This window comes from Thermophilibacter gallinarum, assembly GCF_014982725.1.
Taxonomy (GTDB): domain Bacteria; phylum Actinomycetota; class Coriobacteriia; order Coriobacteriales; family Atopobiaceae; genus Thermophilibacter; species Thermophilibacter gallinarum.
Genome location: NZ_JADCJZ010000003.1, coordinates 12,185 through 38,501, shown reverse-complemented (window position 1 = coordinate 38,501; position 26,317 = coordinate 12,185). Strand labels below are relative to the sequence as shown.

Genomic DNA, 26,317 nt, shown 5'->3' with positions numbered 1-26,317 from the left:
CCTCAATGGTTAACGCGTGGACCAGCCAATATGTGGTTTCGAATCAACAGGTAGGTCCGTCCGTCCGAAAATTCGAACCCAAACCCGAATCGGGTTTGGGTTCGAATTTCGGGACATTCAACGACATAAATCGTCGTACGACGTCTCTAACTGGGGCGATGCGAACGGTCATCCGCGTGGGACGCGGTTTCCGAACCCAAACCCTCGAGAGGGCCTCGGGAGGGCTAGAACGGGAACCTTCCGCCGCCGCCCATGTTGCGCATCATCTGCTGCATCGCGCGGCGGTTCTTCTTGCCGGCGGCGCCGGGCTGCATCATGCCCTTCATCTTGCCCATCATCTTGTTCATCTCGTCCCACTGCTTGATGAGCTGGTTGACCTCCTGGACGCTACGCCCGGAGCCCGTCGCGATGCGGCGGCGGCGCTGGCCGTTGATGATCTTGGGACGGGCGCGCTCCTCCTTGGTCATGGAGCGGATGATCGACTCGATGCGCGTGAGCTGCTCGTCGCTCGCCGCCTGCGGCATCTGCGCCATCGCGCGCTCCATGCCCGGGATCATGCCGGCGAGCTTCTGCAGGCCGCCCATCTTGCGGATCTGCTGCATCTGCGAGAGGAGATCGTCCATCGTGAAGCCCTCGCGCAGCATGCGCTCGGCGTCGGCGACCTGCTGCTCGTTGGCGACCTTCTGGGCCTGCTCGATGATGCCGACGACGTCGCCCATGCCGAGGATGCGCTTGGCCATGCGGTCCGGGTGGAAGACCTCGAGCGAGTCGGGCTTCTCCCCCATCGACACGAACTTGATCGGCTTGCCGGTGACCTCGCGCACGGAGAGCGCGCCGCCGCCGCGGGCGTCGCCGTCGAGCTTGGACATGATCACGCCGTCGAAGTCCACGCGGTTGGCGAACTCGGTCACCACGTTCACGATGTCCTGGCCGGTCATGGCGTCGACGACCATGAGGATCTGGTCGGGGCGGACGGCCTGCTTGATGGCGACGGCCTCCTCCATCATCTCCTCGTCGATCTGCAGGCGGCCGGCCGTGTCCACGATCACGATGTCGCAGAGGCGGTCGACGGCCTCCTTGATAGAGCCGGAGGCCACGGCGACGGCGTCCTTGCCGTCCCCGCGGAAGACCGGCACGCCGATCTCGCCGCCGAGCGTCTCGAGCTGGTCGGCGGCCGCCGGGCGGTGCGTGTCGCACGCGGCCAGAAGCGGGCTGTGCCCCTGCCCCTTGAGCAGGTAGGCGAGCTTCGCGGCGGCCGTGGTCTTGCCCGAGCCCTGCAGGCCCACGAGCATGATCACGTTGGGCGTGCGGTTCTGCGCGAGCGTCAGGCGCGAGTCCGTGGAGCCGAGAAGGACCGTGAGCTCGTCGAGCACCACCTTGACGACGTTCTGCGCCGGCGAGAGCGATGAGAGCACCTCGGCCGTGAGGCACTTCTCCTTGCAGCGGGCGACGAACTCCTTGACGACGCGGTAGTTGACGTCGGCCTCGAGCAGCGCCATGCGAATCTCGCGCATCGCGACGTTGATGTCGGCCTCGGTGAGGCGGCCCTTGCCGCGCAGGCGCTCGAAGGTGTCCTGGAGACGGTCGGAGAGAGAGTTGAACATGGTCACATCCCTTCGCCCACGAGCGCGCGCGTGAAGTCGAGCGCGTCGAAGGTCTGGAGGTCATCGAGGGACTCGCCCACGCCGATGCGGTAGATGGGCAGTCCCAGCTGGCTGGAGATGGCGAGCGCGATGCCGCCCTTGGCGGTGCCGTCGAGCTTGGTGACGATGAGGCCGTCGAGCTCGAGGGCGTCGTTGAACTCGCGCGCCTGGTTGAGGCCGTTCTGGCCGGTGGTCGCGTCGATGACGAGGACCACCGAGACGGGCGCCGACGAGCGCTTGCGGGTGACGCCCACGACCTTGGCGAGCTCGCGCATGAGGTCGGAGGAGGTGTGCAGGCGCCCGGCGGTGTCGATGAGCACGAGGTCGACGGCGCGCTTCTCGGCAGCCTCGACCACGTCGTAGCACACGCTCGCGGGGTCCGCGCCGCGCTCGCGCGTGATCACCTCGACGCCGGCGCGCTCGCCCCAGACCTGCAGCTGCTCGATCGCGGCGGCGCGGAACGTGTCGGCGCCGCCGATCACGCAGGAGAGCCCGGCCTCGCGGGCGCGCCCGGCGAGCTTGCCCACCGTGGTGGTCTTGCCGGCGCCGTTGATGCCCACGAAGAGCACGCAGCTCGGGACGTCGGTGAACGGGTCGCGCGCGGCCTCCGGGAACTCGGCGGCCAGGCGCTGGGCCAGGGCGTCGCGGATCTGCTCAGCGCGCGTGAGGTTCTCGCGGGCCGCGCGGTCGCGCAGGTCGTCGGTCACGCGCAGCGCGAGCTCGGCGCCCATGTCGCCCATGACGAGCGTGTCCTCGAGGTCCTCCCAGAAGTCCTCGTCGACCTCGCCGCCCATGTAGAAGATCTCGTTGATGGCCTCGCGCGAGCGCTTGAGGCCCACCTTCAGACTGTCGAGAAGGCCCATCTTAAACATCAACCACCTTTCCCGTGGCTCGGTCGATTCGCTGGGACACCACGTGGCTCACGCCGTCGGCCTGCATGGAGACGCCGTAGAGGACGTCGGCCTGCTCCATGGTGCGCCGCTGGTGGGAGATCACGATGAGCTGCGTGGAGGCCTTGAGCTGCTCGATGGCGTCAAGCAGCTTGGAGAGGTTGGAGTCGTCGAGCGCCGCCTCGACCTCGTCGAAGACGTAGAACGGCACCGTACGCACCTTGTAGACGGCGAAGAGCAGCGCGAGCGCCGTGAGGGACTTCTCGCCGCCGCTCATCAGCATCATCTTGGAGAGCTTCTTGCCCCGCGGCTGCGCGACGATCTCGATGCCGGTCTCGGAGGGGTTGTCCGGGTCCGTCATCTCGATGTGCGCCTGGCCGCCCGGGAAGAGCAGCGAGAAGATCTCCGAGAAGTTCGCGTTCACGCGCTCGAAGACGGTGAGGAAGCGGTTGCGCATCTTGCGGTCGATCGCGGCGGTAATCTTGCGCAGCGAGGCCCGGGCCTCCTCGAGGTCCGTGACCTGCTCGTCGATGTAGTCGTAGCGCTCCTTGAGGCGCAGGTACTCGTCCATGGCGACGGCGTTGACCGGGCCGATCGACTCGATCTGGGAGCGCAGGGAGGCGGCGCGGCGCTCGGCCTCGTCGCGGTCCTCGGGCGCCGGGTATTCGAGCGCCTCCTCGAGGACGGCGCCCGTGGCGACGATCGCGTTGACGGCGGCCTGCACCTGGACCTCGAGCTTGCCGAGGTCGACCTTCACGCCGGTCGCCGCCGAGCGTGCGGACTCGAGCTCGGCGGAGGCGGCGCTCACGGCCTCACGCGCGTCGCCGATCGTCCGCTTGAGCGAGTCGGAGTCCGCCTCGGCGAGCGACGCCCGGTCGCGCAGGCGCGCGGCCCACTCGAGGGCGCGCTCGCGGATGGCGTCCATGCGGTCGTGCAGCGGGTCCACGCGCAGGCGGACCACCTCGAGGGCGCGCGAGGAGCGCCTCGTGGCGTCGATCCGCTGGTCGAGCTCGCGGACGCGAGAAGAGAGCTCGCGCTCGCGGCGCTCGAGGCTCGCGCGACGCTCGGCGCACATGGCGAGCTCGAGGCGCGCGTCGGAGAGCTGCTTGGAGGCCTTGCCCTGGGCGCCCACGGCCTCCTGGTGCTCGTCGGAGCGCTCGGAGAGCGTCGCGGCGAGCTCGTCGGCGAGCTCGCGGGCCGCGCGGGCGGCGGCGCGGTGGTCCTCGATCTGGGAGCGCGCCTCGGCGGCGCGCTCGGCGGAGGCCTCGCGCCTCTTGGTCACCTGCGCGCGCTCGGAGGCGGCGCCGGAGAGCTGGGCCTCAAGACGCCCGCGCTCGGAGGTGACCGACGAGAGCTCCGCGGTGATCCGGGCGACCTCGCCCTTTGAGGCGGCGACCTGCTCGCGCGCGGACGTGAGGGACGACTCGGCCTCGTCGACGGCGGCCGCGGCGACGTCGAGGGCGGACTCGAGCGCCCCCATGCCCCCCGCGAGCTCGCGGATGCGGCGCTTGCGCTCGAGGGCGCCGGCCTCGCTCGTGGCGGCGGCCCCCACGTGGACGCGGCCGTCGGGAAGCACGGTCACGCCGTCGGTCGTGACGTAGGTGAGCCCGGGCGCCGCCTCGTGGGCGCGCACGGCCTCGTCGGCGGAGCCCACCAGGCGCACGCCGCCGAGAAGGGACTCGAGCAGCGGCCGGGCGGCGTCGGAGACGCGCAGGCGCGAGACGAGCGGCGTGCCGGGCGCGTCGGCGCCCGCCGCCGTCCCGGAGGCGAGCGCGGCGGAGACGATCGCGGCGCGACCGTCGGTCCCCGCCATGCCGAGGGCGCGCTCGGCAAGGGCGACCGCGTCGGCGGAGCCGTCCACGACGAGCGCGGCGAGGTCGTCGCCAAGCAGCTGCTCGATCAGGGACTCGATGGCGGGGTCGGCGTCGACGAGGTCCGCGAGGCGGCAGCGGACGCGCCCCTCGTCGGAGGCGAGGGCCGCGGCGAGCGGGCTGGCCTTCTCGACGTCGGTGTCAACGGCGCGCAGCGCGTCGAGCGTGGCGCGGGCCGACGACAGCCTCCCCTGTGCCGAGGCATGCTCGGCGCGAGCGGCCTCGAGCCGCTCGGCGAGGTGCGCGATCGAGGCCGTGAGCTCGCGCTCGCGGCGGCGCGCGTCGTCGAGGGAGCCCGCGAGCTCCTCGGCGCGCCCAGCGCGCTCCGCCAGGGCCTCCTCGGTGGTGCGCACGGTCTCCTCGAGCTGCTCGAGGCGAGAGGCGAACATCTGGTCCTCCACCTCGGCGCTCGAGATCTGCTCCTCGAGCTTGGCGTAGGCGAGCGTCTCGCGGTCGGCCTCGGAGCGGGCGGCGCGCTCCTGCGCGGTGAGCGCGGAGAGCTCCTCGTCGATCGCGCGGCGACGCTCGCTCGCCTCGCGCGCGGCACGCGAGAGCTCCTCGACCGTCGCGCGCAGGTCGCGCTCGCGGACGCCGGCGTCGGAGAGCTCTCCGGCGACGTCGCCCTGCTCGCGAGCCGCGTCTCCGCGCTGCTTCTCCATGGCGGAGAGCTGCATGCGCAGGTCGGAGAGGCGCGAGACCATGTTCTTGCCCTTCTCCTCCAGAAGGCGCATGTCCGCGTCCATCCGGCCGAGAAGGTCCTGCATCCTGCGGCGCTGCTCGCCGAGGTCGCCGACGAAGAGGCCCTTCTGCTCGAGCAGCGACTGGAGCTTCTCGAGCTCGGCGCTCTTCTCGTCGAGTCGGTACTGGGCGAGCTCGCAGGCGGCCTCGGCCTCCTTGCCGCGGCCCTCCAGCCGGGCATACTCCTCCTGGAGGCGACGCAGGTCGTCAACGGCGAGCTGGACCTCCAGCTCCTTGAGCTCGTCCTCGAGCTGGCGGGCGCGCTGGGCCTTGTCGACCTGGCGCTCGAGCGGCTTGAGCTGGCGCGCGATCTCGCGCGAGAGCACCTTGGCGCGCGCGAGGTTCTCGTCCATGGAGTTGAGCTTGCGCTGGCTGCGCTCCTTGCGGCGGCGGTGCTTGGAGATGTCGGCCGCCTCCTCGATGAGGGCGCGACGCTCCTCCGGGCGGCTCGAGAGGATGGAGTCGAGCTTGCCCTGGGAGATGATTGAGTGGGTGTCCTTGCCCAGGCCCGAGTCGTGCAGGATGTCCTGAACGTCCATGAGGCGGCTCGGCGCGCCGTTAATGAGGTACTCGGACTCGCCCGAGCGGTACATCCGGCGGGTGATGCCCACCTCGGTGAAGTCGATCGGCAGGGTGTGGTCGGAGTTGTCGAGCACGAGCGTGACCTCGGCGACGCCCACGGCCGAGCGCGCCGACGAGCCCGAGAAGATCACGTCCTCCATGGCCTGGCCGCGGAGCTGCTTGGCGCTCTGCTCGCCGAGGACCCACAGGATGGCGTCGGAGACGTTGGACTTGCCGGACCCGTTGGGGCCCACGACCACGGTGAGGCCGGGGTCGAAGACCATGTGGGTGCGGTCCGCGAAGGACTTGAAGCCCTTGAGTGTCAGAGACTTGAGATACAACGGCGTCCTCCCGGCGCTCGCTAGTTCGTGGTCCCGGCGCCCGAGAAGTCGTCCTTCTCGGCATAGCCGAGACGGACGAGCGCGTCTATGGCGGCGGCGCTCTCGGAGGACTTCTTCGACGAACCCGTGCCGCGCCCGATCCGGCGGCCCTCGACGAGCACGACCGAGGTGAACGTGGGGTCGTGCGCCGGCCCCTCCTCGGAGACGAGCTTGTACTCGGGGCCGCAGTGCAGGTCGCGCTGGGTGACCTCCTGCAGGCGGGACTTGGGGCTGATGGGCTTCTCGGCAAGCGCCGGCGAGACCTCGGGGCCGAGGGTCGCCGTCACGAATGCGTGGGCCGGCTCGTAGCCGGCGTCGAGATACAGGGCGCCCACGAGGGCCTCGTAGACGTTCTCGAGCGCGGAGTGCATGCCGCGCTCGCCGGTGCCGCGCTCGGACTCGCCCATCACGATGAGCGGGGCGAGGCCCAACCGCTCGGCCACCGCCGAGAGCATGCGGCCCGAGACGAGGCTGATCTTGGCCTGCGTGAGCGCGCCCTCGTCCATGTCGGGGAAGCGCTCGAAGAGGTCGGTGGCGACGATCGCGCCGAGGATCGAGTCACCGAGGAACTCGAGCCGCTCGTAGGAGGCGGAGACGGGACGCCCCTCGGCCGCCGACGGGTGCGTCAGCGCGGAGACGATCAGCTCCTGGTTCTCGAAGTGGTGGCCGCAGATCCGCTCTGCCTCGGCCAGGCGCGCCTGCATCTTCAACGATCGGACCCCTTACTGGGCGGCCGCGATCGCGTCGACGACCTCGCCAATCGTGGAGATCTGCGCGGGGGCGTCGTCGTCGAAGGTCATGGAGAACTCGTCCTCCAGGGCGGTCACGAGCTCGAGCAGGTCGAACGAGTCGGCGCCGAGCTCCTTCAGGTTGGTGTCGGCCGAGAGCGTGACGTCGGAGCCCAGCGAGAGCGTGTCGTTCACGACGTCGACGACCTTGGCGAGAATAGCGTCGCGGTCCATGGTTCCTCCTCAGGTTTGCCTACCGTACGATTCTACCCCGTCGGCGCCGCGAGCGGGCGCGCGGGCGGGCGGCTACGCGGAGAGCTCGCAGGCGTCCGCGATCTTCTCCGTGAGCCCGGCGCGCACCACGCGGACGGCCGCGAGCGTGCCCTGGCAGACGGCGCGCGCCGACGTGGCGCCGTGGCCCTTGAGCACGGGCGCCCGCAGGCCGAGCAGGACCGCGCCGCCGTACTCGTCGCCGGAGAGCTCGCCGGCGAGGGACTTGAGCGAGCCCGCGAGCAGCGCCATGCCGATCTTGTTCTTGAGCGAGGCGCCCATGGCGGCCTTCAGGCGCTTGAGCACGAACTTGCCCGTGCCCTCGATCGACTTGAGCGCGACGTTGCCGGTGAAGCCGTCGGCCACGATGACGTCGAAGGTGCCGGCGAGGATGTCGGTTCCCTCGGCGTTGCCGGCGAAGCCGCAGTCCGCGGCCGCGAGCGCCTCGTGGTAGGCCAGCGCCATCTCGGAGCCCTTGGTCTCCTCGGAGCCGTTGCACAGCAGCCCCACGCGCGGCTCGGCCACGCCCAGCACGGCGCGGGCGTAGGCGCGGCCCATCTGCGCGAACTGCACGATCACGTCCGGGCGCACGTCGGCGTTGGCGCCCATGTCGAGAAAGACGGTCGGGCGGCCGGAGATGCCGGGGAACGGCAGCGAGAGCGCGGGGCGCTTGATGCCCTTGAGGCGACCGACGCCGAAGGTCGCCGCCGTGAGGACGGCGCCGGTGGAGCCGGCGGAGAAGAGGCCGTCCGCCTCGCCCGCGCGCACGGCTGCCGCGGCGCGGACGATGCTCGCGTCCTTCTTGGCGCGCACGGCCTGGGCGGGGTGCTCGGACATCGTGATGACCTCGGTGGTGACCAGCGCGCGGGCGCGGTCGTGGGAGGCGGCGAACGGCTCCACGAACTCGGCGGCGCCGGCGACGAGCACCTCGAGGTCGGTGTCGGCGGCGAGCGCCTGGGCCACGCCCTCGAGAAGGACCGCGGGCTCCTTGTCCGCGCCCATGACGTCTACGCAGATGGTGGTCATGACTCCCCCTTCGTTGTTCTCAGCACTCCCCATTATGCCACGCAGGGCGGGGCGCCGCGCCCTTCTCGCCCCCGGCGCCGCCCCTCGCCGCTGCGGGCGCTTCCTTCTCGCCCCCGGCGCCCCTCCTCGAGGGTATGTACACGGTTGCGGTATTAATACGGTACCTTGTAATCAAAGAACCGCAGGTAGACGGCTCGGCGAGAAGAACATCAGGGTTGCAACAGTGTACATACCCTCGTGGCGGGGCCGAGACACCACAGAAAAGGGGCCGGACCCGTGGGCCCGACCCCTGGCTTCGCACTCTCTTGCGACGTCACGCTACTCGGTGACGATGACCTCGCGGTCCTTGTAGTGACCGCAGTTGGGGCACACGTGGTGCGGGAGCTTGGGAGCGCCGCACTGCGGGCACACGGAGCGCGCCGGAGCGGCGAGCTTGCTGTTGGCCGAACGACGGGAGTGGGTGGCGCCGCGGCCCTTCTTCTGCTTGGGTACTGCCATGTCACAAACCTCTCTTCACGAACCTACGCCCGCCGATCGCCCACGGGAGCGCTCTGGTACCAATTCACGCAAGGAGACACTATAGCACGAGTCCGCGAGAAGGGCACGTGCTCAGCAATTCTTCACTCCTTGGGGGAATCCTCCCCCTCGCCGCCCGTAAGGTCCAGCCCCGCCAGGGCCGAGAAGGGCGACGCCTCCAGGCGCTCCCGCTCCCGCTCGGCCTCGAGCTCGGCTGCGTGGCCGCAGTCCCCCTCGTTGAGGTTGGCGCCGCAGACCGGGCAGAGGCCAGCGCAGTCCTCGCGGCACAGCACCACGAACGGCGTCTCCATCACGAGGGCCGAGAGCAGCGCGCCCGCGAGGTCGATCGTGCGGTCCGCCGAGACGAGCTCGTAGTCCGCCTCGTCCTCGTCCTCCGCGAGGTGCTCGGGCTCCTCGAAGAGGTAGTAGCCGTCGACCTCGGCCGCGACGTCGAACTCCGCGGGCTCGAGGCAGCGGTCGCAGGTGCCCACGACGTGTGCGCGCACCAGTCCCGTGGCGAGGATGCCCTCGCCGGCGTTGGTGAGCACGAGGTCGTAGTCGATTCCCTCGGGCAGGGCGAACTCGTGGTCGCCCAGCTCGTATCCGGTCTCGTCGAGATGCCCGGCGAGCGGCAGGGTGTCGCCGGCGCTCGCGAGACGCTCGTCGAGGGCGAAGGGCAGCGGCTTCATGGGGCGCCCTACCAGGGCACGTTGTTGGTGGTGTTGCGGGGGCCGGAGTTCTCGTCCAGCGTCTGGCGCACGCGCGAGACGGAGCTGGTCAGGCTCTTGAGGTTCTCCTCGAGGTGGGCGAGCACCGTGTCGGCGTACTCCTCGGCGTTGTAGCGGGTGTCGCGCTCGTACTGGGCCGCCTGGTCGCGGATGCCCTCGGCCTGCTGCTGGGCCAGGCGCACGACCTCCTGGTCGCCCGCGAGGATCATCGCCTGCTGCTGGGCGTCGGCGATGATCGCGTTGGCCTGCTGCTGGGCGCGGTCGAGGACCTCCTGCTCCTCCTTGAGGATGCGGCGGGCGTCGGAGAACTCCTGCGGGAATACCCGACGGATCTCGTCGAGGATCTCGTAGACGTCCTGCGAGTCCACGATCTTCTTCTGGCCGTTGTCCATGAGCGGGGACTTTGCCTCGTTCACGATCTGCTCGAGCTCGTCCACCAAGCTCTCGATTTCCTCACCTGGCTGCATCTATGGTTCCTTTCGCGTGACTCATCGGCGGTGGGCGCGGTGGCTCCATCAAACGCCATAGTAGCAGATTGCGCACGTCCCGATAAAGGCGCGGTTGACGGACGGTGTTTTGTGTCGGTTTCGCGGCGGGCGCGGTCGGGGCTGTCGGGGCGTCCCGGAATCGGCGGGGTTCCGCGGATGGCCCGGCGGGGCGTCCCGGAATCGGGGACCTTCCCCGCCTGGGCGAGAAGGACGTCCGAGAATCGCCGACCTTCTCGCCCGCGCGTCCAGAAATCCGGGACCTTCCCGCGCTGGGGACGTCGCCGGCCGGAGAAGGTCGCCGATTCCGGGACGGCAAAGCTCGCACAGCGGAGAAGGTCGCCGATTCCGGGACGAGAAGAACGACGGACCAGGAAATCCCGGCGATTCCGGGACGAGGCGGCGCCTAACGGCCGTAGCGCGCGCGAAGGCGCTCGTTGACGTTGGCGGGCACGAGCGTGCTCACGTCCGAGCCCATCGAGGCGATCTCGCGCACGATCGAGGACGAGACGTAGCCGTACTGTGGGCTCGACATGACGAAGACGCTCTCGAGGTCAGGCGAGAGGTGGCTGTTGAGGTCAGCCTGCTGCAGCTCGTACTCGAAGTCCGTCATGGCGCGCAGGCCCTTGACGATGCCGCCGGCGCCGATCTCGTGCGCGAAGGCGACGAGAAGCCCGGTGAAGGGCGCGACCTCGACGTCGTCCGGCAGCCCCTCGAGCGCGAGCGCCTCGCGGATCATCTCCACGCGCTCGTCGAGCGTGAACGTGGTGCCCTGGCCGCGCTTGTTGACCGAGGCCGCCACGGCGACGGTGACGCGCGGGAAGAGCCGGCGCGTGCGACGTATGACGTCGACGTGGCCGAGCGTCACCGGGTCGAACGTGCCCGGCACGACAACGTGGGTGATGGTCCCGTCGCTCATTGGCTGTCCCTCCCCGCGTCCGCGACCAGAAGGTCGACGGCGCTGATCCCATGCTCCCTCGTCCGCACGAGCCTCAGGGCGGCGCTCTCGAGCCCGCCCGCCTCGGCGGCACGTTCGTAGACTACCACGGCTCCGGGGGCGAGCTGGCCGGAGGCGGCGAGCTCGTCCACGAGCGCGGTGACGCGCTCGGCGGCGACGGCGTAGGGCGGGTCGAGAAAAACGACGTCGAAGGGGGCGCCGGCCAGCCCGCGCGAGACGAGCGAGAACACGTCGCCCGCAAGCGAGCGCACCTCGCCCTCCCCCGCCCCGAGCGTCTCCGCGGAGCGGCGGACGCGCGCAGCGGCGCGGCGGTCGCGGTCCACGAAGGTGGCGCGCGCGGCCCCGCGCGAGAGCAGCTCGAGCCCCATGGCGCCCGAGCCCGCGAACGCGTCGAGCACGGAGTCGCCCGTGAGGTCGAGCCCGCGCGCCGAGAGGATCATCGAGGTGATGGCCTCGCGCGTCCGGTCGGTCGTGGGCCGCGTGGTGCCACGTCCCTCCGGCGCCTCGATCTGGCGCCCCCGCCACTTTCCGCCGACGATCCTCATGCGCGCTCCAGCTCCTCGAAGTAGGCACCGAACCTGTCCCGCACCTCGAGCGCCATGGCCCGGTGCGCGGGCGCGGCGAGGCGCGGGTCCTCGCCCGCGATCTGCCGGGCATCCTCGTGCGCCCACTCCACGAGGTCCCGGTCGGCCTCGAGGTCGGACACCTCCAGGCTCACGCCGCCGCTCTGACGATACCCCAGCACCTCGCCCTCGTGGCGCAGGCGCAGGTCGAGCTCCGCGAGCTCGTAGCCGTCTGAGGTGGCCTCGAGCGCGGCCAGGCGCTCACGGGCGCGGCTGTCGCGCTTGGCGGCGCAGCTCAGATACACCGTGCCCGCCGCGTCGCCGCGGCCGACGCGCCCGCGCAGCTGGTGCAGCGTGGCAAGGCCGAAGCGGTCCGCGTCGAGCACGACCATGACCGTGGCGTTGGGGACGTCGACGCCCACCTCCACCACCGTGGTGGCCACGAGCACCTGCGTGGCGCCCGTGCGGAAGCGCTCCATCGCGAGGTCCTTCTCGACCGCGGACATGCGGCCGTGCAGGACGTCGCAGGCAAGGCCCGGCAGCACCTGGGTCCGCAGCCACTCGAGGGTGGGCACGGCGGAGCGGGGCCGCCCGACGGCGGATCGCAGCGCCTCGGGGACGTCGTCGAGAGCGGAGCCGTCGTCGGCGTCGTCGACGAGCGGGCAGATCACGTAGGCCTGGTGGCCCGCCGCCACGGCGTCGCGGACCGCGCCCCAGGCGAGGTCGAGGTTCTCGGGCGCCACCACGTGCGTGGAGACGCCGGCGCCCGCGCGGGGGCGGCGGCGGATGCGCGAGAGGTCCACGTCGCCGTAGAGGGAGAGCGCGAGGGTGCGCGGGATGGGCGTCGCGGTCATGGCCAGCAGGTCGGCGCCGGCGCCCTTGCGGCGCAGGGCGGCTCGCTGGTCCACGCCGAAGCGATGTTGCTCGTCGATCACCACGAGCGTGAGCGCGGAGAACTCGAGGCCCTCCGAGAGCAGCGCCGTGGTGCCAAAGGTCACGCACGTCTCGCCGCGGCGCACGCGCCCCTCGGCGGCGGCGCGCTCGTCGGCCGGCGTGGCGCCCGTGACGAGGTCCCAGCTCACGTGGGCCGCGTCGAGCACGGGACCGAGCTTCTCGGCGTACTGCCGTGCGAGCACCGAGGTCGGAGCCATGACGGCGGCCTGCGTGCCGGTGTCGGCGGCCGCGGCCAGCGCCACGGCGGCCACGGCGGTCTTGCCGGTGCCGACGTCGCCCAGGAGCAGGCGGTTCATGACGCGCGGGGCGGCCATGTCGGCCAGGATCTCGTCGGCTGCGGCGCGCTGCTCGTCGGTGAGCTCGAAGGGCAGGGCGGCGAGAAGGGCGGCGAGGTGCGGCCCGTCGGTCACGTGGCTCGTGGGCTCGACGCCCGAGAGCTCCAGGCGGCGGCGCGTGAGCAGCGCGAGCTGCAGGCAGAGCAGCTCGTCGTAGGCAAGGCGCCGCCGGGCCAGCCCGGCCGTGGCGACCGTCGCCGGGAAGTGCACCTCGCGCAGGGCGCGCGCCAGGCTCATGAGGCCGCGCCGCGCCGCGAGCCGTGCGGGCAGCCAGTCGCAGACGTCGCCGGCGTCCGCCAGGGCGGCGGCCACGATGCGGCGCATCCAGCTCGCGCTGAGCCCCTCGGTCACCGGGTGCACCGGCAGCACGCGCGCGTAGTCGCCCGCGCCGCCCGTGGCGGTGACGACCTCGTAGAACGGCGAGCGCATCTGCCTGAAGCCGTAGGCGAAGGTCACCTTGCCGGAGAGCGCCACGACGTCGCCCTCGTGGACCTGCTCGGCCACCCAGGGCTGGCGGAAGAACGTGGCGAGAAGGACGCCCGTCTCGTCGACCACGGAGAGCTCGACGATCTGCAGGCGCGGCCGCGGACGCTTCACCGCCACGCGGTCGACCGTGGCGACGATCGTGGCGTCGGAGCCCACGTCGGCGCGCGCGATCTTCTCGACGCGCGTGAAGTCCAGGTAGCGATGGGGCACGTGCAGCAGCAGGTCGCGCACGCGGCGGACGCCCAGGCGAAAGAGCGCCTCCTCGCGGACCCCCTTCACGTAGCGCAGGCGCGACACAGAATCGGAGAGGGCGCAGGTACGCTGCACCCTCTCCGACGCGGTAGCTATGGCGGGGCGCTCCCCCACTGCCTACTCGATCGAGAAGATCACGGGGTAGAGCGGCTGCTCGCCGCGGTGCGGGTCGACCTCGAGGTCGGGCTGGGCCTCCTCGATGGCGGCCACGAGCGCCTCGAAGGCCTCATCGTCCATGTCCTGGCCGGCGAGGATCGTGAGGGCGTCGCCCTCCTCCTCGGCCTGCATCTTGTTGATGAGCTCGAGGGTGACCTGCGTCACGTCGGAGCCCACGACGTCGATGGAGTCGTCCTGGATGCCCATGACGTCGCCGTCGTGGATCGGCGTGCCGTCGGCGGCCTGGGAGTCGCGCACGGCGGTGGTGACCTCGCCGCCGCGGACGCCGGCGATGGCCTCGGTCATGGCCTCGACGTTGTCCTCGAGGGTGCCCTCGGGGTCGACGACGAACATGGCCGAGAAGCCCTGCAGGACGGTCTTGGTGGGGACCACGGCAACGTGCGCGTCCTCGCAGGCCGTGGCCGCGGCCTCGGCGGCCATGCGGATGTTGCCGTTGCCCGGGAGCACGATGACGCTCTCGGCGTTGGCGGACTCGATGGCGGCGAGGATGTCGGCGGTGGAGGGGTTCATGGTCTGGCCGCCGGAGACGACGACGTCGACGCCCAGCGAGCGCAGGATCTCCTCCTCGCCGGAGCCGGCGGCGACGGCCACGAAGCCGAGCGGCTTCCTGGGCTCGTCGGCCTTCTCGGCCTCGGCGGCCTGGTCGGCGGCAATCTTGGCGGTGCGGTCGTGGGACTCCATGTCCATGTTGTGGATGAAGACCTCGTAGACCTGGCCGAACTGGAGCATGTACTCGAGCACGCGGTTGGGCTCGTTGGAGTGGACGTGCACCTTGAAGTCAGGGTAGGAGCCCACGATCAGCTCGCAGTCGCCGAGGGTGGCGAGGTGCGCGAGGGAGGCGTCGACGTCGAAGTCCTTCTCGGCCTTGAAGAGGAACTCGTTGCAGTAGCGGAACTCCGAGCCCTCCCAGTCGTCGTTGAGCTCGATGGCGACCTTGGAGGAGACGTCGGCCTTGGCGTCCACGGTGGTCTTGAAGTCGGTGAGCTCGCCGGCCTTGCCGGTGGCGGCGTTGACGAAGGCCTCGAAGAAGACCGCGAAGCCGAAGGCGCCGGAGTCGACGACGCCGTTCTCCTTGAGGACGGGCAGGAGCTCCGGCGTGCGGGCGACGGACTCGTAGGCCTCGACGACGAGGGCGTCGAGCATCTCGCGCCAGCCGAGGCCCTTGTTCTTCTCGAGCTGGTCCGCCTTGGCGGAGACGTCGCGCAGGACGGTGAGGATGGTGCCCTCGACCGGCTTGCGGACGGCCTTGAAGGCGACCTTCACGCCGCGGCGGAACGCGTGGGCGACGTCGGCCGGGGTGGCATGCGCCGGGTCCTTGGCGTCGCAGAGGCCCTCGGCCAGGCCGCGCAGGATCTGGCTCGTGATGACGCCGGAGTTGCCGCGGGCGCCCATGAGCGAGCCGTGCGTGATCGCCTTGGAGACGTCCTCCATGGAGGCGCTGGCGGGCAGGGCCTCCACCTCGCGGACGACGGTGCCCAGCGTGAGCGACATGTTGGTGCCGGTGTCGCCGTCGGGCACGGGGAAGACGTTGAGCTTGTTGATCTCCTCGGCGCGGTCCGCCACGACCTTGGCGGCAGCGGGGAAGCAAGTGCGGATGACGGTCGAAATCATCTTCGTGGACCTCTTCTTGACGCGGGCCTGTCTTGTGCGGGGGTTCTAGCGCGCGTTGCGCAGGCCCTCGATGTGGACGCGGACGTCCACGCTCTCAAGCTCGGCGATCTGCTTGAGGAGGAACTTCACGGAGCTCGTGAGGTTACCCACCAGCGCCGCCATGTTGACGCCCTGCTCCACGATGACGTGCAGGTCGACGCTCACGCGGCCGTTTGCGGCGGCGACGTCGATGCCCTTGCGCAGGCGCGCGGAGGGGAGCAGGCGGGCGACGCCGGCCTGCTCGTCGATCACGGCCATGCCCACGACGCCGTAGCACTCGAGCGCGGCATAGCCGGCGAGGTCTGCGATGCAGTCGTTGGAGACCCTCAGCGTACCCGGAACAACACCTGACATGCGGAACTCCTCTCGGGACGGAAGAGCTGTCTTGTGCAGACGATTATAGCGCAGGGACCGCGAGAAGGACGCGCGCCCGCGGCGGCACAGAAAAAGGGGCCGTCCGCGGACGACCCCCTGCTTCTTGATCCCTGTGCGGAACTAGCTGCGCGCGATCTTGCCGGACTTCAGGCAGCGGGAGCACACGTTGGCCTTGCGACGGTGACCGTCGACGACCACGGTGACGCGCTGGATGTTGGGCTTGAACGTGCGGTTCACCACACGGTGGGAGTGGCTGATGGAATGACCGGCGACGGCGTGCTTGCCGCAGAACTCACAGACCTTGGACATGCGAACCTCCTCGGGGGCGCGGCGCTCTTCTCGCGCCCGCTTTTACACAGCTCGCCAACTATAGCACACGCCGCCGGCGCCGCAACACAAAACAACAAGCATTTGTGGCGTTTCTGTCGTGAGGCGCAACCGGTGGGGTCTGCGGGGACGGCCGAACCCAAACCCAAAACGGGTTTGGGTTCGGAAAACCGGACGTGCGAGGACATCAATTACTTATCGACCCGCCTACCTGCGGGTTCGTAAACCGTGCGCGCCGTCCGGGCGACGCAGCGAACCCAAACCCTCGGGGGCGGCGCCGCGGGCGCGGAGGGTTTGGGTTCAGTCGCGCAGCAGGAACGCGGCCACGGCGCCGTAGCGGCAGGTCACGGCGGCGTCCGGCGCGGTCACGACGTTGGAGATGCCCAGGTCGCCGAGAAGGTCCATCGGCTTGTCAGCGAGCTCCCAGCGCATGCCCCTCTCGTCCACGCGCGTGCCCGGCGCCACCGCGATGGCCGAGAACGTGCGCCCGACGGCCTCCGGCCCCAGCTCCCAGCGGCTCTCCCCCGCCGCGGAGACGACGCGCATCTCGAAGCCGTCCTCCACGAGGCGCGCCGACGCGCAGCCGGCGCCCGCGAGCTGGCCCACCACCGCGAGCGCGTGGTCGGGCCGTCCGCCGGAGGCGCACGTGAGCGTGAGGGCGAGCGGGGCCCCGCGGCGGGCCGCCTCGTGGCGGGCCGCGTCGATGGCGAGCGCGAGGTCGGTCGCGTACTTCTCGACCGGGAAGCTCACGGTCGCGCGGGCCGCGTCGCGGGCCCAGGCAGCGGCGCCCTCGCTCGCGGAGTCACCGTCGCCGCAGAACAGGTCGGGCACCACGCCCGCCGCGCGACAGACGTCCGCGCCCGCGTCGGCCACGACGACGTAGCCCGCCTCGTCGGCAAGCCGCGCCACGAGCGCCGGCGAGCTGGGCTCGGGCGAACCGGCCACCACGAGCGCGCGCAGGGGCTCCCCGTGCGCGGCGACCGGACGCTCGTAGTCGCGCAGCAGCGCGAGCGAGAGCTCCGCGAAGCCGTGCGCGAAGACGTCGCACCAGGGCCGCACGTCCTCCTCGCGCCGGCCGTCGTGGTCGTTCATGAGGCCGACCACGGCAAAGCCCGCCCGCCGCGCCGTGCGCACGCCGAAGGGGGCGTCCTCGAAGACCCACGTGCTCTCGCGCGGCGTGCCCAGACGGTGAGCTGCCTCCAGGTAGACGTCGGGGAACTCCTTGTCGCGGCCGCCCACGTCCTCGGTGCTCACGACGTCCGCGAAGTAGCCCTCCAGGCCGTGGGCCGCCAGCGCCGAGCGCAGCTCGCGCACCGGCGTGGAGCTGGCCAGGACCATCGGCACGCCCGCGGCGGCGAGCTCGTCGAGAAACGCGCGCGCGCCGGGCATGACCGCCACCTCGTGCTCGTAGGAGTCGCGCACGAGGGCGCAGAGCTCCTCGTAGAGGGCGTCGGCCGACTCCCCCATTCCGTACTCGTCGTGCATGAGCGCGCAGCCGTCGCGAAGCGAGATCGGCTCGAGGCGCTCGGTCGGCGCCTCGCCGGCGCCGTACGCGTCGAAGAGCCGCTGGCAGACCGAGTGCCACATGCCCATCGAGTCCACCAGCGTGCCGTCGCAGTCGAAGATCGCGCCCGAGATGTCCATCGCTCCCCCTTCGCTCGTGAGGACCATCATAGTTCGGCGATCCCGAGAGAATTCGCCGCCAGGTTGGGTAAAGTATCAGACGTTTGAACACGCGTCACGTTCGGAGGGTACCATGGCACGCTACGACTATCACTGCCCGGACTGCGGGATCACGTTCGAGGTGGAGCACCCGATGAGCGCCCACCCCACGGTGAGCTGCCCCAGCTGCGGTCGCGAGGCCGAGCGCGTCTTCGATCCCTCCGGCATCGTCTTCAAGGGCTCCGGCTTCTACAACACCGACCAGCGCGGCAAGGGCGGCGCGCCCAAGAGCGAGAAGTGCGAGTCCTGCGGGGCCTGCGACTAGCGGTCCTTCTCGCCCGGCGGAATCTGGACCCCGCCACCACCAAAACGCCGAGAAATGCAATCCGACCAGAACGGGGCCTCTGGGGCTCACATTTTGGTCGGATTGTCTTTCTCGGCGTGACCAGGGCGCGCCCGCGGCGCGCAACGATGGCGCAGGCGGGAAGGAATTCTTCGGTACAAGTTGTACGTAATTCGCACGCTAAGGCTGCGACTTACGCTTAAATGACGGCAAACTTCGCGCATTAGTTATGAATTTAATTTATGCGGCGCGACGCCACGCTCGACGCGGGACAATCCCTCCCACGAGAGGGGGTCCGCATGAGCACATCGAGGGACAAGGCGCTCGCGACAGCGTTCGACGCGGCGGAGTGCACAAAAAGCTGCTACGCGCCGGGCGACTACGCGGAGGCCAGGGCGATCAGGCATCGCAAGGAAACATTCATAGAGCCACTTCCCGGCATGTTCTTCCGCCGGGAGGCCTGGCGGCGGCTCACGCCAGCGGAGCGATCGCTCCATCTCATGCGAGCACTGGCTCGTCAGCACCCCACGTGGCTCTTCTGCGGCGCCTCCGCCGCCGTCGCCTACGGACTGCCCGTCACCTGGTCGCTGCTCACGCACGTCTTCGCGGTCGCCCCTCCGGGAGCGAGAAAGCACCCCGCCCCCGGAATCCAGTGTCGCCAACTCCAGGGAACCGAGACGCAGACGCACGGCGAGCTCCCCCTCGTGCCGTTCTGGCGGACCGTCTTCGACTGCCTGGCAGAGTTCGAGCTCCCCGACGCGCTCGCGGTCGCCGACGCGGCCCTGCGTTGCAGCGGAGTTACCGCAAAAAGCCTCGCGACGTTCATCGAGGAGAACTTCCGTGGCCATCGGAACGTACGCCGCGCGCTCCGGGCAGCGAGACTCGCCGACGCCCGGGCGGAGAGCGGCGGCGAGTCCATCGCCCGGGCACAGATGTACCTGCTCGGCTTCGAGCGACCCGAACTGCAGGTGTGGATAGAGGATCCGATAGAGCCCGGGAAGTGGTTCCGGGTTGATTTCTTGTGGCTCACGTCGGACGGGCGCATCATCATCGGCGAGATGGACGGCAGGCAGAAGACGGAGCGACCTGAATTCATGGGAGGCCGCGACGCCCTGCGCGTCATGCAGGACGAACGCCTGCGGGAGTCGCACCTGACCGCGCTCCGGCCCGCGATCATACGCTTCTCGTACGATGACGTGATCGACCCGAAGCGGTTTGAGGCCCTACTCAGCGCCTACGGCGTGCCGAGAAGGACCGTCAAGCCCCCGGACGAGGCGCCAAGGTACGCCGTGCTACGGTCCGAGCTCGTGCACCGAGACGGCATCGTCCACCTCGCCCGAGAGTCGATGAGGGCGTGAGAGCCGGCTCACCCGGTGGGATCAGAGCCCCGCCACCACCAAAACGCCGAGAAATGCAATCCGACTAAAACGGGGCCTCTGGGGCTTGCACTTTGGTCGAATTGTCTTTCTCGGCGGGACCAAGGCGCGCCCGCGACGCGTCGCGGGGCGAGAAGAACGGCGCGGCCGCGGTGCGCTACGCGAACTGAGAGCGGTACAGCTCGGCGTAGGCGCCGCCGGCGGCCAGCAGCTCCTCGTGCGTGCCCTGCTCGATGATGTTGCCCGCCTCCATCACGAGGATGAGGTCGGCGTCCACGATCGTCGAGAGGCGATGCGCGATCACGAAGCTCGTGCGGTCCTCCATGATGGCCTCCATCGCGCGAACGATGGCCTGCTCGGTGCGGGTGTCCACGCTCGAGGTGGCCTCGTCGAGGATGAGGATCGCCGGGTCGGTGAGCATGGCGCGCGCGATGGTGAGCAGCTGGCGCTGGCCCTGGCTGATGTTCTCCGCGTCGTTGGAGAGCAGCGTGTCGTAGCCGTGCGGCAGCGTGCGCACGAAGAAGTCCACGCGCGCCGCGCGGGCCGCGGCCTCCACCTCCTCGCGGGTGGCGCCGGGCTTGCCGTAGGCGATGTTCTCGGCGATGGTGCCCTCGAAGAGCCACGCGTCCTGCAGCACCATGCCGAACTGGCGGCGCAGCTCGGCGCGCGTGAGCTCGCGGGTGTCCACGCCGTCCAGCGTGATGCGCCCGCCGTCGACCTCGTAGAAGCGCATGAGCAGGTTGATGAGCGTCGTCTTGCCCGCGCCCGTGGCGCCGACGATGGCGACCTTCTGACCCGGCTCGGCCACCAGGGAGACGTCGCGCATGAGCGGGCGGTCCGGCGCGTAGCCAAAGCGCACGTGCTCGAAGGCCACACGGCCCTCCACGACCTCCGGAAGCTCGGCCGGCGCCGCGGGGTCGGGCACGACCTCGGCCTCGTCGAGCAGGCGGAACACGCGCTCGGCGGCGGCCAGCGCGCCCTGCAGCATGTTCACCGTGAGCGAGAGCTGCGTGAACGGCTCGGAGGCCTGCATGACGTACTGGAAGAACGCCTGGAACACGCCGACCGAGATCTGCCCCATCACGAGCATGCCGCCCGCGAGAAGACCGACGGTCACCTGGCACAGGCGCATCAGGAAGCGGATGGCCGGCGCGATGACGTTGGTCACGAAGTCGGCGGTGCCGCTCGTCTCGGCGAGGCGCTCGGCGGCGTCGCGCACGTCGGCCAGGCTCGCCTCCTCGCGACCGAACGCCTTGATCACGGCGCGGCCGGAGTAGGCCTCCTCCACGCGCCCGGTGAGCTCTCCGAGCGCGGCCTGGCGCGCGGCGGCGACCTTGAGCGTGGCGGCGGTGACGACCTTGGTGACGACGGTCGCCACCAGCGCGAACGCCACGAAGACACCCGTGAGCGCGAGGTCGTAGGTGGACATCATGACGATGGCGCCGCCCACCATGGTGACGGCGATCAGCAGCTGGAGCAGGCCGCGCTGCAGCACCTCGGAGACCTTGTCGAGGTCGTTGGTCACGCGGCTGATCGTGTCGCCGGGCTGGTGCGCGTCGTAGTAGGACAGCGGCAGCCGCGCGCACTTCTCGCCGATGCGGCGGCGCAGGCCGAGGTTGAGCCGCTCCGCGAAGCTCGCCATGACGAGCACCTGCACGGTGTAGAAGAGCCACGCGGCGGTCCAGATGCCGAGAAACACGAGGATCTCCTCGCCGCCGTTGCCGATGGCGGCGACGAAGGGCTCGCCCTCCGCGAAGGCGGCCTGGATGTTGGCCCAGAGCAGGTCGATCAGGTGCGCGCTGTAGGCGGTCGCCCCGAGCGAGCCGCACACGTAGAGCACCGAGCACACAGCGGCAACGACGAGCCTCCAGCGCTGGCCGCGCGCGGCGTCCCACAGGCGCCGGGCGGTGCCGAGCGCGTCGGCGGGCACCTCGAGCTCCTCCACCGCGGCGGGCGCAACGGCCTCGCCGCGCTCGAGCTCGGTCGCCAGGTCGAGCTCGCGGTCCTTCTCGCTACTCATCGGCGGCACCTCCCCTCGACTGGGACTCGGCGATCTCGCGGTAGGTGGGGCAGCTCCCCATGAGCTCGTCGTGGCGTCCCAGGCCCACCACCTCGCCGTCCTTCAGGACCACGATCTGGTCCGCGTCGTGGATCGTGCTCACGCGCTGGGCGATGATGAGCGTCGCCGCGTCCGTGAGCTCGCCGGCGAGCGCGTGACGCAGCGCAGCGTCGGTCTTGTAGTCGAGCGCGGAGAACGAGTCGTCGAAGACGTAGAGGTCCGCCCGGCGCACGAGGGCGCGGGCGATCGCCAAGCGCTGGCGCTGGCCGCCCGAGAAGTTCGTGCCGCCCTGGGCCACACGCGTCCCGAGCGCGTCTGGCAGATCGCGCACGAAGCCCGCCTGGGCCACGTCGAGCGCGTGCCACAGGCGCGCGTCGCTCGCGGAGGCGTCGCCGTGGCGCAGGTTCTCGGCGATGGTGCCCGAGAAGAGCCACGCCTTCTGCGGCACGTACGCGATGCGCGCGCGCAGGTCGGCCTGGGTGAGCCGGCGCACGTCGACGCCGCCGAAGCTCAGGCTGCCGCCCGTCGCGTCGTTGAAGCGCAGCAGCATGCGCGCCACCGTCGACTTGCCCGACCCGGTGTTGCCGATGATCGCGGTAACCTCGCCGCGACGCAGCGCGAAGCTGATGTCGTGGAGCGTGTCCTCGTCGGCGTCCGAGAAGCGCATGCTCACATGGTCGAAGCGCGCGACCTCCTCGCCGCGCTCGCCGGCGGGCAGCGCCACGGCGCACGCGTCGTCGGCGATCTCCGGGTCCACGTCCAGCACGTCGGCGGCGCGCGTGAGGCACGCCAGCGCGCGGGGCACCTGCAGGATCGCGAACTGCGCCATCATGAGGAACAGCATGATGAGCATCGCGTACTCCACGAGCGCCGAGATCGAGCCGATCTGCATGGCGTGCGCGCCCACGCGGTCCGCGCCGACCCACATGATCGCCGCCTCAACGGCGTTCATGAGGAAGAACGTGATCGAGTCCGTGAGCGCGAAGACCACGTTCACGCGGATCGCGTTGGTGGCGAAGTCGGTGAAGGTCTCGTCCAGCCGGCCGCGCTCGTGGGCCTCCTTGCCGAAGGCGCGGATCACGCGCACGCCGGTGATGGACTCGCGCAGGCGCGTGTTCATGTTGTCGATGAAGCCCTGCAGGCGCGTGAAGATCGGCGCGGACTTGGCCACGGCCACCACGCAGATCGCGATGACCGCGAGCGTCACGGACAGCAGCAGCCAGCCCATGACCACGTCCGTGGAGAAGGCCAGGGACACCGCGATCACGCAGGCGATGGGCACCGGGAAGATCATGAGGATCGACATGAGCAGCGTCTGCTGGACCACGTTGGCGTCGGAGAGCGTGCGCGTGATCATGGAGCCCGTGCCGAAGGCGTTGAAGTCGGAGGCCGAGAAGGCCAGCGACGCCTCGTAGACGCGCAGGCGCAGGTCGCGTCCGACCTTGGCGCACAGGCGCGACGTGAGGTAGACGGTGGCGATGTAGCCGCCGGAGCCCACGAAGGCGGCGATCAGCATGGCCACGCCGTGGCCCATGAGGGCGCTCATGTCGCGCGAGTTCACAGCCACGTTGATCATGGCCGAGAGCTGCGTGGGGATGTAGAGCATGCCGCTCATATCGCAGAGCGCCGCCACGAGGATCGCGGCGAGCGTGACCTTGTACGGCGCGAGCAGGCTCAGCAGGAGCCGCGCGGCGGTGCGCTTGCTGTAGTCGCGCTTCGGCTCGCTCATGCGTCCGCCCTCCCCTCGCGGAGGCCCGTCAGCTCGGCGTCGATGGCGTCCGCGTAGGCGCGCACCAGGCGCACGAGCTCGGCGCGCTCGGCGGGCGCGAGCCTGGTGAAGGCGCGGTCCTCGGCCGCGATGGCCGGGCGGATGCGCTCGTCGGCGAAGGCGCGGCCCGCGGCGGTGAGCGAGACGAGCTTGGAGCGCCGGTCGCCCTCGGCGGGCGCCAGCTCCACCAGGCCGCGCGCCTCGAGGGTCTTGAGCGCGGAGTTGACGGTCTGCTTGGAGTACGAGAAGTCGCCGGCGATCTGGCGCTGCGTGACGCTGCCGCCCGAGACCTCGAGCGCGTACATGATCCAGTACGCGGTCTCGGACAGGCCGCAGTCGCGGGCGAGCTCGTAGTAGAGCTTGTCGCTCTCGCGGTAGAGCACGTCGATGTCTCGCGCGCTCGTGAGCTGGTCGTGCGTGGTCAACGCTCCCCCCTTCTGGTCGGCGTGCCACGTTAGTCCGATTTCGGATTGTTGTCAAGGGGCGGCGGGTGGTACACACGGCGACTTTTCTCAGCAGATCATAGTGGGTATCTACCTGCGCCGATTCACGTTTGCGCAGGTCATGCGAGTGCGAAAAATCTCGCCCCGTGTACCACGCTGTCCCTCGCCCAAACGCAAAAGGGGCCCGGACCGAAGTCCGAGCCCCTCCAAGTCGCTGTTCGCTGAAGCTTAGAGCTTGCGGACGTTGGAAGCCTGGAGCTTGCCGTTCTGACCGGTGGTGACGTCAAACTCGACGGCCTGGCCCTCGTCCAGCGTCTTGAAGCCGTCCATCTGAATCTCGGAGTAGTGAACGAACAGGTCGTCCCCATCCTCACGGGAGATGAAGCCGTAGCCCTTGTCCGGATTGAACCACTTAACAGTACCCTGAGCCATGTCGTGCCTTTCTTTCTCTGCCCCGCGGGGCAAAAGCTGCGCTTGCGCGCGATACCCGTGGCCGTTCGGCCACAGGGGCTATCTTACCCCGAAACGGACCCTCCAGACGCGACAATCCGCTGGGGGCCGATTCGCCACCGGTGGGACGAGAAGGACGAGGCAGCTAGCTCCTCCCGCTAATGGCAAGACCAATCGCGCGCGCCAACTCGCGACGACGCGATCCAATCGGCAGGAGCGGATCGACGACCTTGCGCAGAGGACTGTTCTCCCCTATGGCGCGGGGTGACGACGCGCGGGCCCTGACAGGGGAGCCCATGAGCCTTGCGGAAAGCTCCTCGTAAAATGGTGTCTTGCGGGCGTAGCGCCAGTAGCGCTCCGCTTGGTCGGTCCCAACGGCGTTCCACGGCTTCTCAACGCCGGCGTAGTGCACGATGCGCGGAGCCTGCCTTGACTGCTGGTATGCCTTGAAAGCCCAGGCGGGGGCAAACGAGAAGACACGCTCCGCTCTGCCAGAAAAGTCGGTCATGACGTTCCACGAGGCGTCGAGGTAGGTCACGCGCCCCTCGCACTCTGCGTTGAGGACGTCCTGGTCGTTGTAGATGAGACTCTCGTTACCAGCGAGGCGCAGCCACTCATCGACCGAGTGGAGTCGACGCATGGCAGCGGTATTGAGCAGGAGAACCCCCGCTTGAAAGTAGCCGTAGGGGTCACTCATTCCCAGCACGTCATGAGCGTAGGCCTTTCTTTTGCCATCCCGGTAGCCCACGTTGCCCGCAAAGTCGATGTCTCGAACGGCCCCCAGGGCAGACTCACCAAGATCAACGTCAAAGAGCTCGGCAACGTCCCCCTCAACGATAAGATCGGCATCAAGATAGAGGACCTTGTCGTAACCTGGGAGCACCTCTTGAATCAGGAACCGATAGTACGTCTCTATGCTGATATGCGCGTTGTTGGTCGTGAGGCGATAGCCGTCAACAAGCGAGCCCGCATCACTGAAACGCAGCGTTGCGTTTGGGAAACGCTCGAAGAACCTACGCATGAGCGACTTGTGCTCTGCGGAGATGTCCCTCTCGAGGATAACGACGTCATAGTGCCGCTCGTTGGACGCATTGGAGAGCATTGAGAAAATCGTCGTGGTGAGCATGGGGACATAGGCGTCATCAGAGGCAAGTACCACGGGCACCACTCGCCCCGAAACAGAAAGCGGTTCAAACACGTCGCCGCGCTCCGGATGCAAGAAGTGAACGCACTGGAGCTCACGTGTACGCCAGCCTACGCCGATGCGCATCTGGTGGGCGTAATAAATGTTAAACAGGCGCTCCGCAAGGTGTCCAGGGGTCCGCAGCGCTTCAACGCTATAGTCGCTCATGTCCGTCTCGGCGACAAAACGCTCAAGGATTGGAAACAACCAGGCGCAGTATGCAAAGAAGGGCTCGCGGCGCATGATGAACATGTTGCAGAAGCACGAGCGGTGACCATTGAGAAACGCATCGGCATCCTGAGCGTAGTCAGGGTGTGTCTCCTTGAGAATCGCAAGAACGCGGTCAAGGTCCTCGGGATGCAGGCGCTCGGCCAGCTCGAAGTGGTGGCGCGGCGTACTCACGCCCCCTGGGAATCTGCGCAGATCCTTGAACTCGGTCGTAATGACATCGTAACCCTTTATGACCGAGGCAATCGTCGCATCATCGAGACCATACTCCGTCTGGGAGTGAGCGTTGATATAGTCCGCCATGACCTCGCCCCAGGGGTTCTCACAGTGCAGCTCAGACGAGAAGTCGAAGTAGCGCCGATAATGGCAGAAACCATAGTAGTCGGCCTCGATGTTCTTCCATGCCCAGTACTGAGTGGTGAGTTCGCAGTACAGCGGGTTTTGGTCGGAGATATTCTCTCCGTCGTCATCATGAAGCGCCCAGGGATAACGCTCCGCGGCGAGCGCGCTTCCCACTTGAACGGGACGGAGAATCTCGCTATCGAAAAGAGCAACCGGTCTGTGCGTGGAAACAAAAACTGCGATTCTTGGCGTTGGCACGTCGGCCATATGCATCCCCTTGTCGCGCAATCTTCTTGTAGATAGTAGGGGCAGCCGAACCGCCCACTCTGACCCCAGATATAAAGCGAAGGCCTCGTGAGTCTTGGCTCAGGTGCTCCTTTGCCATCTTAGATGCTTCTGAGCCAATCCACCCAAAAAACAAGTCGCCAGCAAGCAAGCAAGCAAGCACGGACCCGCACCCCGACAGGGACGCCCGCCCTCTGCCGATTCTATGGCCGCATGCCAGCTGTGATAGCATTCTATGCTCAGAAGAGCAGAGGGACTTGGAGGA

23 protein-coding genes are annotated in these 26,317 nt (G+C 69.2%); 2 read left to right on the top strand and 21 right to left on the bottom strand.

The features are described from left to right. Nucleotides 1-224: 224 nt before the first annotated feature. From ffh to INF26_RS06780, 16 genes are all read right to left on the bottom strand, one after another. The gene (gene ffh / locus INF26_RS06855; protein ID WP_193530166.1) at nt 225-1,604 is read right to left on the bottom strand and encodes a signal recognition particle protein; all 1,380 of its coding nucleotides are present in this window, start codon (nt 1,602-1,604) and stop codon (nt 225-227) included. Between the two features lie 2 nt (nt 1,605-1,606). Further along, complete coding sequence (gene ftsY, locus INF26_RS06850; RefSeq protein WP_193530489.1) at nt 1,607-2,506, bottom strand: signal recognition particle-docking protein FtsY; 900 nt, start codon at nt 2,504-2,506, stop codon at nt 1,607-1,609. 1 nt (nt 2,507) lies between these two features. Then, nucleotides 2,508-6,044, bottom strand: a complete 3,537-nt coding sequence (smc, locus tag INF26_RS06845) for a chromosome segregation protein SMC (RefSeq protein WP_193530165.1) — start codon at nt 6,042-6,044, stop codon at nt 2,508-2,510. Nucleotides 6,045-6,064: 20 nt separating this feature from the next. Continuing rightward, nucleotides 6,065-6,793 (bottom strand): ribonuclease III, encoded by a 729-nt coding sequence (rnc, locus tag INF26_RS06840; RefSeq protein WP_193530164.1) that lies wholly within the window; start codon nt 6,791-6,793, stop codon nt 6,065-6,067. A 12-nt stretch (nt 6,794-6,805) separates the two neighbouring features. Beyond that, a complete protein-coding gene (locus INF26_RS06835) occupies nt 6,806-7,045 on the bottom strand; it encodes a phosphopantetheine-binding protein (RefSeq protein WP_193530163.1) in 240 nt (79 codons plus the stop codon). A gap of 72 nt (nt 7,046-7,117) precedes the next feature. Continuing rightward, nucleotides 7,118-8,107, bottom strand: a complete 990-nt coding sequence (gene plsX / locus INF26_RS06830; protein WP_193530161.1) for a phosphate acyltransferase PlsX — start codon at nt 8,105-8,107, stop codon at nt 7,118-7,120. A gap of 318 nt (nt 8,108-8,425) precedes the next feature. Continuing rightward, nucleotides 8,426-8,605, bottom strand: coding sequence for a 50S ribosomal protein L32 (gene rpmF, locus INF26_RS06825; RefSeq protein WP_075576485.1), 180 nt, complete (start codon nt 8,603-8,605; stop codon nt 8,426-8,428). 122 nt (nt 8,606-8,727) lie between these two features. Then, a complete protein-coding gene (locus tag INF26_RS06820) occupies nt 8,728-9,312 on the bottom strand; it encodes a YceD family protein (RefSeq protein ID WP_193530160.1) in 585 nt (194 codons plus the stop codon). A gap of 8 nt (nt 9,313-9,320) precedes the next feature. After that, nucleotides 9,321-9,818: an ATP synthase subunit B family protein gene (locus INF26_RS06815; protein ID WP_193530159.1), complete on the bottom strand. Its 498-nt coding sequence runs from the start codon at nt 9,816-9,818 to the stop codon at nt 9,321-9,323. A 424-nt stretch (nt 9,819-10,242) separates the two neighbouring features. Then, complete coding sequence (coaD, locus tag INF26_RS06810) at nt 10,243-10,755, bottom strand: pantetheine-phosphate adenylyltransferase (RefSeq protein WP_193530158.1); 513 nt, start codon at nt 10,753-10,755, stop codon at nt 10,243-10,245. Continuing rightward, a complete protein-coding gene (rsmD, locus tag INF26_RS06805) occupies nt 10,752-11,339 on the bottom strand; it encodes a 16S rRNA (guanine(966)-N(2))-methyltransferase RsmD (protein WP_193530157.1) in 588 nt (195 codons plus the stop codon). Before rsmD ends, coaD begins: the two co-directional genes overlap by 4 nt. Then, a complete protein-coding gene (gene recG, locus INF26_RS06800) occupies nt 11,336-13,498 on the bottom strand; it encodes an ATP-dependent DNA helicase RecG (RefSeq protein WP_193530156.1) in 2,163 nt (720 codons plus the stop codon). Before recG ends, rsmD begins: the two co-directional genes overlap by 4 nt. Before the next feature lie 3 nt (nt 13,499-13,501). Beyond that, nucleotides 13,502-15,172, bottom strand: a complete 1,671-nt coding sequence (locus INF26_RS06795) for a DAK2 domain-containing protein (RefSeq protein WP_193530155.1) — start codon at nt 15,170-15,172, stop codon at nt 13,502-13,504. Between the two features lie 45 nt (nt 15,173-15,217). Further along, the gene (locus INF26_RS06790) at nt 15,218-15,565 is read right to left on the bottom strand and encodes an Asp23/Gls24 family envelope stress response protein (protein WP_193530153.1); all 348 of its coding nucleotides are present in this window, start codon (nt 15,563-15,565) and stop codon (nt 15,218-15,220) included. Between the two features lie 141 nt (nt 15,566-15,706). Then, nucleotides 15,707-15,895 (bottom strand): 50S ribosomal protein L28, encoded by a 189-nt coding sequence (rpmB, locus tag INF26_RS06785; protein WP_072371255.1) that lies wholly within the window; start codon nt 15,893-15,895, stop codon nt 15,707-15,709. Nucleotides 15,896-16,213: 318 nt separating this feature from the next. Then, the gene (locus INF26_RS06780) at nt 16,214-17,557 is read right to left on the bottom strand and encodes a thiamine diphosphokinase (RefSeq protein WP_193530152.1); all 1,344 of its coding nucleotides are present in this window, start codon (nt 17,555-17,557) and stop codon (nt 16,214-16,216) included. A 112-nt stretch (nt 17,558-17,669) separates the two neighbouring features. On the opposite strand from INF26_RS06780, the gene INF26_RS06775 reads away from it, so the two are divergent. Beyond that, nucleotides 17,670-17,900, top strand: a complete 231-nt coding sequence (locus tag INF26_RS06775) for an FmdB family zinc ribbon protein (RefSeq protein WP_193530151.1) — start codon at nt 17,670-17,672, stop codon at nt 17,898-17,900. A 317-nt stretch (nt 17,901-18,217) separates the two neighbouring features. Beyond that, a complete protein-coding gene (locus tag INF26_RS06770) occupies nt 18,218-19,276 on the top strand; it encodes a hypothetical protein (RefSeq protein ID WP_193530150.1) in 1,059 nt (352 codons plus the stop codon). 175 nt (nt 19,277-19,451) lie between these two features. On the opposite strand, the gene INF26_RS06765 is transcribed toward INF26_RS06770, so the two are convergent. From INF26_RS06765 to INF26_RS06745, 5 genes are all read right to left on the bottom strand, one after another. Continuing rightward, nucleotides 19,452-21,314 carry an ABC transporter ATP-binding protein gene (locus tag INF26_RS06765; RefSeq protein WP_193530149.1) on the bottom strand — a complete coding sequence of 621 codons (1,863 nt, stop codon included), beginning with the start codon at nt 21,312-21,314 and terminating at the stop codon, nt 19,452-19,454. Then, a complete protein-coding gene (locus tag INF26_RS06760; protein WP_193530148.1) occupies nt 21,307-23,082 on the bottom strand; it encodes an ABC transporter ATP-binding protein in 1,776 nt (591 codons plus the stop codon). The genes INF26_RS06765 and INF26_RS06760 overlap by 8 nt, the downstream gene beginning before the upstream one ends. Next, the gene (locus INF26_RS06755; RefSeq protein ID WP_193530147.1) at nt 23,079-23,546 is read right to left on the bottom strand and encodes a MarR family winged helix-turn-helix transcriptional regulator; all 468 of its coding nucleotides are present in this window, start codon (nt 23,544-23,546) and stop codon (nt 23,079-23,081) included. The genes INF26_RS06760 and INF26_RS06755 overlap by 4 nt, the downstream gene beginning before the upstream one ends. 246 nt (nt 23,547-23,792) lie before the next feature. Continuing rightward, nucleotides 23,793-23,996, bottom strand: a complete 204-nt coding sequence (locus INF26_RS06750; RefSeq protein ID WP_075279965.1) for a cold-shock protein — start codon at nt 23,994-23,996, stop codon at nt 23,793-23,795. A 163-nt stretch (nt 23,997-24,159) separates the two neighbouring features. Then, nucleotides 24,160-26,034, bottom strand: coding sequence for a DUF4422 domain-containing protein (locus tag INF26_RS06745; RefSeq protein WP_193530146.1), 1,875 nt, complete (start codon nt 26,032-26,034; stop codon nt 24,160-24,162). Nucleotides 26,035-26,317 lie beyond the last annotated feature (283 nt).

Bases quoted from the DNA above. Each gene is read 5' to 3' on its own strand.
- ffh (WP_193530166.1), bottom strand. From the start codon at position 1,604: ATGTTCAACTCTCTCTCCGACCGTCTCCAGGACACCTTCGAGCGCCTG.
- ftsY (WP_193530489.1), bottom strand. From the start codon at position 2,506: ATGGGCCTTCTCGACAGTCTGAAGGTGGGCCTCAAGCGCTCGCGCGAG.
- INF26_RS06835 (WP_193530163.1), bottom strand. From the start codon at position 7,045: ATGGACCGCGACGCTATTCTCGCCAAGGTCGTCGACGTCGTGAACGAC.
- plsX (WP_193530161.1), bottom strand. From the start codon at position 8,107: ATGACCACCATCTGCGTAGACGTCATGGGCGCGGACAAGGAGCCCGCG.
- rpmF (WP_075576485.1), bottom strand. From the start codon at position 8,605: ATGGCAGTACCCAAGCAGAAGAAGGGCCGCGGCGCCACCCACTCCCGT.
- INF26_RS06820 (WP_193530160.1), bottom strand. From the start codon at position 9,312: ATGAAGCCGCTGCCCTTCGCCCTCGACGAGCGTCTCGCGAGCGCCGGC.
- INF26_RS06815 (WP_193530159.1), bottom strand. From the start codon at position 9,818: ATGCAGCCAGGTGAGGAAATCGAGAGCTTGGTGGACGAGCTCGAGCAG.
- coaD (WP_193530158.1), bottom strand. From the start codon at position 10,755: ATGAGCGACGGGACCATCACCCACGTTGTCGTGCCGGGCACGTTCGAC.
- rsmD (WP_193530157.1), bottom strand. From the start codon at position 11,339: ATGAGGATCGTCGGCGGAAAGTGGCGGGGGCGCCAGATCGAGGCGCCG.
- INF26_RS06795 (WP_193530155.1), bottom strand. From the start codon at position 15,172: ATGATTTCGACCGTCATCCGCACTTGCTTCCCCGCTGCCGCCAAGGTC.
- INF26_RS06790 (WP_193530153.1), bottom strand. From the start codon at position 15,565: ATGTCAGGTGTTGTTCCGGGTACGCTGAGGGTCTCCAACGACTGCATC.
- rpmB (WP_072371255.1), bottom strand. From the start codon at position 15,895: ATGTCCAAGGTCTGTGAGTTCTGCGGCAAGCACGCCGTCGCCGGTCAT.
- INF26_RS06780 (WP_193530152.1), bottom strand. From the start codon at position 17,557: ATGGACATCTCGGGCGCGATCTTCGACTGCGACGGCACGCTGGTGGAC.
- INF26_RS06775 (WP_193530151.1), top strand. From the start codon at position 17,670: ATGGCACGCTACGACTATCACTGCCCGGACTGCGGGATCACGTTCGAG.
- INF26_RS06770 (WP_193530150.1), top strand. From the start codon at position 18,218: ATGAGCACATCGAGGGACAAGGCGCTCGCGACAGCGTTCGACGCGGCG.
- INF26_RS06765 (WP_193530149.1), bottom strand. From the start codon at position 21,314: ATGAGTAGCGAGAAGGACCGCGAGCTCGACCTGGCGACCGAGCTCGAG.
- INF26_RS06760 (WP_193530148.1), bottom strand. From the start codon at position 23,082: ATGAGCGAGCCGAAGCGCGACTACAGCAAGCGCACCGCCGCGCGGCTC.
- INF26_RS06750 (WP_075279965.1), bottom strand. From the start codon at position 23,996: ATGGCTCAGGGTACTGTTAAGTGGTTCAATCCGGACAAGGGCTACGGC.
- INF26_RS06745 (WP_193530146.1), bottom strand. From the start codon at position 26,034: ATGGCCGACGTGCCAACGCCAAGAATCGCAGTTTTTGTTTCCACGCAC.